At 36.4% G+C, this 7,991-nt stretch carries 8 protein-coding genes; 4 read left to right on the forward strand and 4 right to left on the reverse strand.

Going from position 1 to position 7,991, the window contains the following annotated elements; all coding sequences use genetic code 11:
• Window positions 1-19 precede the first annotated feature (19 nt).
• Window positions 20-679, forward strand: a complete 660-nt coding sequence (locus RZ79_RS01060; RefSeq protein ID WP_054449640.1) for a class A sortase — start codon at window positions 20-22, stop codon at window positions 677-679.
• A 42-nt stretch (window positions 680-721) separates the two neighbouring features.
• Here the strand turns inward: RZ79_RS01060 and RZ79_RS01065 are convergent, their stop codons facing one another.
• Together RZ79_RS01065 and RZ79_RS01070 are read right to left on the reverse strand one after the other, a co-directional pair.
• The gene (locus RZ79_RS01065) at window positions 722-1,687 is read right to left on the reverse strand and encodes a GMP reductase (RefSeq protein WP_054449641.1); all 966 of its coding nucleotides are present in this window, start codon (window positions 1,685-1,687) and stop codon (window positions 722-724) included.
• 15 nt (window positions 1,688-1,702) lie between these two features.
• Window positions 1,703-2,995 (reverse strand): adenylosuccinate synthase, encoded by a 1,293-nt coding sequence (locus tag RZ79_RS01070; protein ID WP_054449642.1) that lies wholly within the window; start codon window positions 2,993-2,995, stop codon window positions 1,703-1,705.
• A gap of 231 nt (window positions 2,996-3,226) precedes the next feature.
• On the opposite strand from RZ79_RS01070, the gene purB reads away from it, so the two are divergent.
• From purB to RZ79_RS01085, 3 genes are all read left to right on the forward strand, one after another.
• Entirely contained in the window at window positions 3,227-4,522 is a 1,296-nt protein-coding gene (purB, locus tag RZ79_RS01075) for an adenylosuccinate lyase (RefSeq protein ID WP_034530946.1), read from the forward strand.
• A gap of 82 nt (window positions 4,523-4,604) precedes the next feature.
• Window positions 4,605-5,153, forward strand: coding sequence for a hypothetical protein (locus tag RZ79_RS01080; protein WP_054449643.1), 549 nt, complete (start codon window positions 4,605-4,607; stop codon window positions 5,151-5,153).
• 95 nt (window positions 5,154-5,248) lie between these two features.
• On the forward strand, window positions 5,249-5,920 hold the full coding sequence (locus RZ79_RS01085) for an Lreu_0056 family protein (protein ID WP_054449644.1): 672 nt from the start codon (window positions 5,249-5,251) through the stop codon (window positions 5,918-5,920).
• A 35-nt stretch (window positions 5,921-5,955) separates the two neighbouring features.
• On the opposite strand, the gene RZ79_RS01090 is transcribed toward RZ79_RS01085, so the two are convergent.
• Entirely contained in the window at window positions 5,956-6,894 is a 939-nt protein-coding gene (locus RZ79_RS01090) for an alpha/beta hydrolase (RefSeq protein WP_054449645.1), read from the reverse strand.
• A 20-nt stretch (window positions 6,895-6,914) separates the two neighbouring features.
• Window positions 6,915-7,697 (reverse strand): tyrosine-protein phosphatase, encoded by a 783-nt coding sequence (locus tag RZ79_RS01095; protein WP_054449646.1) that lies wholly within the window; start codon window positions 7,695-7,697, stop codon window positions 6,915-6,917.
• Window positions 7,698-7,991 lie beyond the last annotated feature (294 nt).

A 7,991-nucleotide genomic window follows, 5' to 3' on the forward strand; every position in this document is an offset into this window, starting at 1 on the left:
TAACTAGTGAGGAATCATCATGAAAAAGAAGTTATATACAGCTACATGGGTGTTATTACTTGTGGTTGGAATTTTCTTAGTCAGCCTACCATTTATAGAAAATTCAGCTATTCAACATTTGACTAACAGTGAAATGAATGGAAAAATCGCTCAACAAGATAAGGGCAAAAATGCTAACTTTGACTTTTCAAAGATTGAAAGTGTTAGTGCTTCATCTATCTCAAAGGCCATTTTTAGTCACAAACACACAATGATTGGAAAAATTTCCATACCATCTGTTTCAATTAACCTACCTGTTTACTATGGTTTGGATAACGAAGAATTATTGTCTGGTGTCGGTACTATGAAACCTAACCAACAACTAGGTAAGGGTAATTATGCGATTGCAGGACACCACATGAACAATGAAAAGATTTTGTTTGGTCCATTACACAAGGTTGTTGAAGGGGATGCTATTTACATCACCAACGGGAAAAGGGTATACAAGTATGAAGTTAGCTCAGTCTCTGTGATTGATCAATACGATACCCAATACATCACTAAGAAGTACAAGAAACCAACGTTAACCTTGATTACCTGTGCTAGTGGTACACCGAATGAACCAAACCGTACAATGGTAAGGGCTAAACTAAGCTCAATTACAGATTTAACGGATAAGACAGCTAAATACTTTAAGTAAAAAAAGACCAACTCGGATGAGTTGGTCTTTTTACATATAATCTTATGATTCATCAATGCTGTCTAGTAGGACGTAGTTAACTTTACGTAGTGACATTAAGTCTTTTCCACCAGCATATGAGATTGATGATTGTAGATCTTCTTTCATTTCTAGAAGGGTGTCTTCAATGTTTCCCTTGAATGGGATTAACAATTGACGACCTTCGACGTTGTGGTGTTCACCTTTTTGTTTGGCAGAAGCTGATCCCCAGTATTGCTTAAATTTCTTACCATTCTTTTCGACGATTTCACCAGGGGATTCAACGTGGCCAGCAAATACTGAACCAATCATCATCATGGTAGCACCGAAACGAATTGATTTTGCAAGATCACCGTTAGTGCGGATACCGCCATCGGCAATCATTGGTTTGGTTGCAGCTTTTGAGCACCATTTAAGTGCGGAAAGTTGCCAACCACCAGTACCGAAACCAGTCTTGTACTTAGTGATGCATGCCTTACCAGGTCCAATTCCAATCTTAGTAGCATCGGCGCCGGCATTTTCGATTTCACGAACAGCGTCAGGTGTACCTAAGTTACCAACTATTAGGAAGGTTTCTGGGATTTCTTTTTTGATGTATTTAATCATCTTGATAACGAAGTCTGAGTGACCATGAGCCACATCAATAGTGGTGTATTCAGGAACGGCGTTAGCAGCTTTTAATTCGTCGATAAATTCGTATTCAGCATCTTTGATACCAACACTAATTGAAGCAAATAAACCTTTCTTGTGCATGCTTTGAACAAATTCTAGACGTTGTTCCGGTTGGAATCTGTGCATTACATAAAAGTAATCATGTTGAGCCATCCAAGTAGCTAAGTTTTCGTCCATGACTGTTTCCATGTTTGCGGGAACAACGGGTAATTGGAATTTATGTGGGCCGAATTGAACTGAAGTATCAGCTTCGCTACGGCTCTTAATGATACATTTTTCAGGTAATAGTTGAACATTGTGGTAATCAAAAGTTCTCATTATAATGACCTCACTTTATTTACGATCTTCCCATACGTTTTTCAAAATGTTTGTAGATTCACGGTCTGGACCAACAGCGAAGGTGCATAGTTCAACGCCAGTTAGTTCAGCAACGCGGTTTAGATAATTTTGTGCATTTGCGGGTAGTTCTTCGACAGTTTTGAACTTTGTGATATCTTCTGACCAACCAGGTAGGTCTTCAAAGACAGGTTCGCATTTGTCTAAGAAGTCTAGGTTAGCGGGGTAGTATTTGATTAATTCACCATTGTATTTGTAGCCAGTACAGATACGAACGGTATCAAAACCAGATAATACATCTAAACAGTTAAGTGATAGATGGGTGATACCAGAAGTACGAACGGCGTGTTGTAATACAACGGCATCTAACCAACCGATACGGCGAGGACGCTTAGTAACAACACCATATTCATGAGCAACTTCACGAATACGATCAGCACGTTCATCAAATAATTCAGTTGGGAAAGGACCATCACCAACACGTGAGGTGTATGCCTTACATACACCAACAACAGAGTTGATACGGTTAGGACCAATTCCTGTACCAGTAGCCGCATTTCCGGCGGTTGGATTAGATGAAGTAACGTATGGATAAGTTCCATGGTCAATATCTAACATTGCGCCCTGTGCACCTTCAAATAGTACTTTTTTGTCGTTATCTAACGCTTCATTAATTAGTAGAGAAGTGTCAGTAACGAATGGTGCAATCTTCTTAGCATATGCGCTGTACTTGGTGAATATTTCATCGAAGTCAAAACCAGGTTGGTCATATAGTTTTTCTAGGATGTTATTTTTAATGTTTAATGCTTGGTGTAACTTGTCAGCAAAGGTATGTTCGTCAATCAAGTCGGCGATACGAATACCAATACGTTCTAGTTTATCCATATAAGCCGGACCGATTCCCTTATGGGTGGTACCTAATTTATGTTCTTTTTGTTCTTCTTGTAATTTATCAAACATGATGTGGTATGGCATGATTACTTGGGCTCTGTTTGAGATACGTAGTCCAGAATAATCAAAACCATTTTCTTCTAAGTAGTCCATTTCAGAAATTAAGGTTTCTGGATTAACTACAACTCCGTTTCCGATGATGCTTAGTTTATCGGAATAAAAGATTCCAGATGGAATTAAACGGCAGTGAAATTCCTTGTTGTCAATAACGATGGTATGGCCGGCGTTGTCTCCGCCAGAATATCTTACGATCATATCAGCATCTTGACTTAGAAAGTCGGTAATTTTACCCTTTCCTTCGTCGCCCCATTGGCTACCTATAATAACGATTGATGACATCAAGTTCACCTCATATATTTCATTAAGTATTGAGGAGTGGTTTTTCAACACTCCACGAAAGATTTTACCATGATGGAAAAATTAATCAAGAACTATTTGTATAAATGAGAAAATAATGTTCGGAAAAAAGATAAAAAACGAACAATAAGTATAATTAATTTTAATATAATAGTGAAAAAACGAATTTTGTATGTTAATATTAAAGCAAGATATTCGAAAGGATGGATTGTGATGATTGATCGTTATACCAGACCGGAAATGGGAAATGTATGGTCTAAATATAATCAATACGCCTCATGGCTAGCTGTGGAGGTAGCAGTTGACGAAGCTTGGGCTAAGTTAGGAGAAATTCCGGCAGAAGATTTAGCTAAGATTCAAAAGAATGCTACATTCGATGAAAAGGAAATTGAAGAAATTGAAAAGACTACCCATCATGATGTCGTAGCATTTACTCGTGATGTTTCAAGATACTTGGGCGATGAAAGTAAATGGATTCACTTCGGTATGACCAGTACAGATATCGTTGATACTGCGCAAGGTTATCGTTTGAAACAGGCCAATGCGATTATTCGAAAAGATATCGAAGAAATTATCGAAACTATCGGTAACAAAGCACTTAAGTACAAGGATACTGTTATCATGGGTAGAACCCACGGTGTGCAAGCTGAACCAACTACATTTGGTTTGAAGTTACTTCGTTGGTATGAAGAAATGAAACGTAACTTGGAACGTTTTAACATTGCATCTAAGGATGTTGAAGCTGGTAAGATTTCCGGTGCCGTTGGTACTTTTGCGAATGTCGATCCATATGTTGAACAATATGTGTGTGATAAATTAGGTATTCGTGCTCAATCAGTTGCCAGTCAAGTCCTACCTCGTGATTTACATGCAAATTACATTGCATGTTTGGGTGTAATTGCAACTAGCCTAGAAGAATTTGCAACCGAAGTTCGTGGTTTACAACGTTCAGAAATTCATGAAGTTGAAGAACATTTTGCTAAAGGCCAAAAAGGTTCTTCAGCAATGCCACATAAGAGAAATCCGATTGGATCAGAAAATATCTGTGGTTTAGCACGTGTCATGAGAGGCCACGTTGTGACAGCGATGGAAAACGTCGCATTATGGCATGAACGAGACATCTCTCACTCATCAGCAGAACGTGTTATTTTGCCAGATTCTACTATCTTAATTGATTATATGTTGCATCGTTTTAACAACATTGTTCGTGACTTAGATGTATTCGAAGACAGAATGTTAAGTAATCTAAATATCACAAATGGTCTAATCTATTCACAACGTGTGATGTTGAAATTAGTTGAAGCGGGAATGACTAGAGAAGCTGCTTATGACACAGTTCAACCACTTACTGCAATTGCTTGGGATGAAAACAAGCAGTTCAAGCCATTAGTTGAAGCAAGCGAAACAATTAACGAAAAACTTTCAAAAGAAGACATTGATGATGCCTTTGATTATCACTATCACATCCGCCACGTCGATGAAATTTTCAAACGTTGTGGTTTAATGTAAAACAAAAAGAGTTGGCAATCCGTCAGCTCTTTTTTTGTGTAATTTTTTAAAATCAGTTAGAATGAAATATAGGTGATATATAATGAATAAAAAATTTAAAATGACAAAAGAAGGATGGATATTTGCTGTCCTATTCTTCTTATTTACGGTTTATTACAGTTTCAGTAAAGCCCACTTTGCTCACTGGGGCAGTGTGAAGGTGACATTCTTTTTAGTTAATTGGTCAACATTATTAAGTTCATTAATTTATGCAGTGATCTTGGTATTGTTCTACCTAGTTTGCACATTGTTACCATCACGTCGCATTGTGGCTTTACCAACAATTATTACGTTATTACTAGCTGGGCAGGAATTAGCACTTGCTTACTACACACTTCCAGTCGGTGATATTTTAGGCGGACTAGTATTATTAATTGGTACTTTGACGATCCTATATATGGCTTATATTAATGCCAAGATTAGTTTCAACATTATTGATTCAATTGTTGATGCAGATGAAGGACATTACTTTAGACGCTGGTTTAACCGTGTGAAGGTTAGTCTAGCGTACGATTGGAAACCACTAGTGATTGCAATTGTTGTCTACATGATTATTAATGCATCAATGTTTATGACACTAACTATTAAGTAAAAGGAATAGCCTGTAAGGTTATTCCTTTTTTTTATTATAATTTTCTATAATCTTCAATTAATGATATTATAAAAATACGATAGGGAGGATTTGTGATGAAAAAAATTATATTTATGATGGGGGTACTTGTTTTAATCTCAACTGCTTTAGTTGGTTGTGGAAAGAGTAAATCAAATACTTCATCAGATAAACCATATGGAGCGGGGGCAACTTCAAAAAAGGTCAGTTCGACAGCTACTAACTCAACTAGTTGTAGTTCAAGTGATAATCATTCTAGTCAAGTTAATGTAAATAACTTGGATGATAAAACAATTGGATTATTAGCTTATGAATGGACTAGAGATGAGCAGTCTAAATCTTTGGGTAAAAAGACTAATTTTGATCAATATTCTCATTACAACACTGTTATAAAGAGTAAATTTTTAGGTAATGATGATGGAAATACTGACGACTATTACCTTAGTAGGATTTGTTACGATGGGACGAAATCCAATGGATACAGTTCATTAACTTTAAATGGTGATGGTTTAGCTGATCTTCAATTTGATGTTGACGGATCAAACGTTAAGCTTCAATATCTCGATTCATCTCATTTGGGTAATAGACCTGTATCTCAAGCTCCGAAGGTAAATAAAACAGTTAGTGTGTTGTCTTTGGTTAAGACATACTACAATACTGTGGTACAAAAAAAACATGTAGATAATTTTGCTAAATCTATTTTGAGTGAATCAGAATGGACTAAAGAATACAATGAAAATAATGACTAAATAAAAAGACCCAGCGAAATGCTGAGTCTTTTTTATTAGTCAAAATGAGTACGTAAGAAATCTTTAACACGTTTTTTGTATGCAACTGGATTAACCCAGAAGCTTTCTTCATGACCAGCACCTGGCACAATCCAAAGTTGTTTTGGACCGTTAGATGCCGCGTAGTTTTCATAAGACATGTAAGTTGGAACATAGATGTCGCTGTCCCCATGAATGAATAGGGTAGGTAAATCATTTTTCTTCAATGCTTCGGTGCATGAAGCATTATGCAAACGATATCCGACCTTATACCAGTTAATTGCACTTACCAGAGGTTCGATTGGGTATGGAGGTAGGTGGAACATATCCTTTAGTAGGTAGTTAAATTCATCACCAACATTGGTGTATCCACAATCAGCGATAATTGCTTTAACTTGTTTTGGTAAATCTTCGCCACTTAACATTGTGACAATTCCAGCTCCCATACTGATACCAAACAAAAGAATTTTGGCGTCTTCACCGACTTTTTCAAGTACTAGCTTAATCCAACGAAGATAGTCGATGCGATCCTTCCAGCCATAGCTGACGTATTTACCGTCACTATCGCCGTGGGCACGATCATCTGGAGCCAAGACGTTAAAACCTAATTCGTGGTACATCTTAATGAAGTTAGCCATTGTTTCACGATTACATCCAACACCATGAGCCATAATGATTGTTTTGTTTGTTTCATCTTCAGCGGGGACATATGAAGCAATCATTTTTTCTCCAGTATCGACTTCGTTTAACACCCACTCTTCTTTTGGAATAGCGTGGAACCAATCGACATAACGATAGTATGCGTATGCGAAACGTAATTGGCTAGTTTGTGGGACAGGTTCTTCGTCCTTTCTGTTCATACCTAACTTAAATAGGTAGTTACTGAACATAAAAGCTCCTGCCCCAACTGCAGTAGACATTACACCTAAAGCAGCAGCAGCTTTTTTAAATCCCATAAAAATCACTCCAATGTTATTTAATCAGTAAGGTAAATTTCTTTTAATTTAGCGATATCATCATCGGTTAATCCGATGAATTCATGCAAGAAGTTATTAATGTTACCGTATTTTGCTTTGATGGTAACCATGGCAGCATCAAAGTATGATTCATCAACAGTATATAAGTCGTGTAGGTTTTGACGAAGTTCCTCGGTCATACCGTACTTACTGTATTGATCAATTTTCACTTGAATGAATGGTTTCATTGCTTCTTTTGATAATAGGTAATCTTTTTTTATAGTTTCTTCATCAACACCCAGAGCAAACAAGAAGAAAGCAGCTGATAGACCAGTACGGTCCTTCCCTTGCGCACAATGGAATAGTACAGCACCGTCGTCAGTGTTAGCCAATAAAGTTTTAAAAAGATTCTTAAAAGCTTTTTGTGCGGATGGACTAGTTACCATTGACTGGTATGAGTTAATCATATTTTGTTTACCGCGCGTAGCATCGTCCATATATTGTTCAGCGTATTGGCGTTCGGTCTTATCATGACCACTATTGAAGACAGGATTTGCGATAAATTTTGTCTTTTTAGGTAATTTATCTGAAGCCTTTTGTCTTTCGGTGTCTGATCTTAAGTCGACATCGAAATTAATACCATAATCTTCTAAAAAAGCTAAGTCAGAATCAGATAATTCTGATAGTTCTCCAGAACGCAGGACTTTATTCCATTTTACAAAACGTCCATCTTCAGTTTGGTATCCACCAAGTTCTCGGAAGTTATAGCCGTTTTTAATGTCTAATAATCGTTGTTGTGACAAAATTTATACCTCCCATACTAACGCAAATATTATTTATTATATTGTAAAAGAAATTAGACAATAATGAAAGCTAGAAGAAATAATATTTCTTATGTGGTTTTAATTATAGATACAGTAATTTTTATGTTATGATATTTCGAATTAAAATTATAAAAAGATTAAAAATAAGACAATCTAAATGCATTGAAAAATTCTTTTAAAATATGAATTTTAAGCCATTTATTAGACAATATGTATTGTTTAATCGATAAATATTAAATGATTCTTCAAAACGTTTTAAATTTCTTTAAGAAG

Source organism: Apilactobacillus kunkeei DSM 12361 = ATCC 700308, from assembly GCF_001281265.1.
GTDB lineage: Bacteria > Bacillota > Bacilli > Lactobacillales > Lactobacillaceae > Apilactobacillus > Apilactobacillus kunkeei.

What these genes read in the sequence shown, in the direction of transcription:
- RZ79_RS01060 (WP_054449640.1), top strand. Translation starts at nt 20, where the DNA reads ATGAAAAAGAAGTTATATACAGCTACATGGGTGTTATTACTTGTGGTT.
- RZ79_RS01065 (WP_054449641.1), bottom strand. Translation starts at nt 1,687, where the DNA reads ATGAGAACTTTTGATTACCACAATGTTCAACTATTACCTGAAAAATGT.
- RZ79_RS01070 (WP_054449642.1), bottom strand. Translation starts at nt 2,995, where the DNA reads ATGTCATCAATCGTTATTATAGGTAGCCAATGGGGCGACGAAGGAAAG.
- purB (WP_034530946.1), top strand. Translation starts at nt 3,227, where the DNA reads ATGATTGATCGTTATACCAGACCGGAAATGGGAAATGTATGGTCTAAA.
- RZ79_RS01080 (WP_054449643.1), top strand. Translation starts at nt 4,605, where the DNA reads ATGAATAAAAAATTTAAAATGACAAAAGAAGGATGGATATTTGCTGTC.
- RZ79_RS01085 (WP_054449644.1), top strand. Translation starts at nt 5,249, where the DNA reads ATGAAAAAAATTATATTTATGATGGGGGTACTTGTTTTAATCTCAACT.
- RZ79_RS01090 (WP_054449645.1), bottom strand. Translation starts at nt 6,894, where the DNA reads ATGGGATTTAAAAAAGCTGCTGCTGCTTTAGGTGTAATGTCTACTGCA.